This window comes from Paraburkholderia sp. Ac-20347, assembly GCF_017104805.1.
Classification (GTDB): domain Bacteria; phylum Pseudomonadota; class Gammaproteobacteria; order Burkholderiales; family Burkholderiaceae; genus Paraburkholderia; species Paraburkholderia tropica.
In genome coordinates this window covers 1-1,339 of sequence record NZ_JAAGPN010000578.1, presented here as the reverse complement: position 1 = coordinate 1,339, position 1,339 = coordinate 1, and the positions used below count along the sequence as shown (strand labels likewise).

Genomic DNA, 1,339 nt, shown 5'->3' with positions numbered 1-1,339 from the left:
CGCTGTTCGCGCCGCTCGCGCCGTTCATCGCGCCCGCACGGCTCGCGGACGCAGCGCGCGGATCGCGCTCGCGCAGCATGTCGCGCGTGAGTTGCGCGTGTTGACGCGCGAAGTTCTCGGTCGTCAGGTCGCGCGTCTGCAACTGCTCGCAGGCCTCGCGCGCCTGCGCCAGCGTGCGCGCCGGATCGTCCACGAGCGCGTTCACGGCGTCGCGCAACTGCTGCGTGTTGAAAGGCTCGACGTAGTACGCGGCCTTCTCGTCGAAGTAATCTTCGAGCGCGCCCACTTTCGTCACGATCATCGGCTTGCCGAGCGCGGCGGCTTCGAGCATCACCGTGATGCCCGAGGCGTGCGTGTTCGGACGCAGCGGCACGACGATGATATCGGCCCAGTCATAGAGCGCATGCTGTTGCTGAAGGCCCGATACGCGCACGACTTCGACGTTCGGCGCACGCACTTCGGCCGGAATGCGGCGGCGCGTGGCGATGCGCACCTGGTAGCGCGCGTCGTTGCCGAGCGCGGCGGCGAGCGTGGTCCAGTCGCGGTCGCGATCGTTGCCGATGCCCGCGATACGCACGGGCGTATTCGGCTTCCAGTGCGACGGCGGACGCAGCGGAAAGTCCTGCGTATTGAGGCCGTACAGCACGTGGCGCGCGTCGCGACCGAAGAAGTCGCCACACAGCGCGGCGTTCTCGCTCGCGAGCGTGGTCAGCAGATCGGCGCGCTTGAGCAGACGCTGGTACGCGGCGCGACGCAGCGCGCCATAACCAGGCCAGCGGTCGAGCAGCCAGACGCTTTGCGCGAGCAGCAGCGGACGCGCGCCGCCCTTCTTCGCATGCATTAGCAGCACGGCGGCGACGGCCAGATGCTCCTGCTCGGTATGCGTCCAGATCACGTCCGAGTCGAGAATCGCGCGGCGATTGCGCCAGGCGTGAATCAGATCGAAGCCGAGCGCCGCTTTCAGCGCGCGGCGCGCGAAACGCACCGGCGTGCCTTCGCGCGCGTCTTCGGCGTAATTGAGAGCGAATTCCGCGGATTCCGCGTGATGGTAGCCGTACAGGCAACCGATATTCTCGCCCTTTCGGTAACGGCGCGGATCGGCGCCGTAAAACAGGTGCACGTGGACTTGGGTACCGCTCATTCGAGGTCCTCCGTAAATTCGATTGCAGGCGCGCGGGCGAATCGGCGCTTCGATGCCGATGAACGTCTTCCTCGCGCCGCGTAGCGCGTTCTGTCTGCGCGTTTGGCGTTCCGTCGTGCGCGTTTGGCGTTCCGTGCGTTGCGTCTTTCAGACCGGCGCGCGGCGCGCTTCGCGGGCTCCGCCGCGCACGGCGCGCCA

The 1,339-nt window shown here is 67.6% G+C and carries 1 protein-coding gene; it reads right to left on the bottom strand.

Going from position 1 to position 1,339, the window contains the following annotated elements:
- Window positions 1–1,141 (bottom strand): glycosyltransferase (locus G3N97_RS38795; protein ID WP_205997997.1); only part of this gene is annotated, 1,141 nt, incomplete at its 3' end.
- Between the last annotated feature and the right edge of the window lie 198 nt (window positions 1,142–1,339).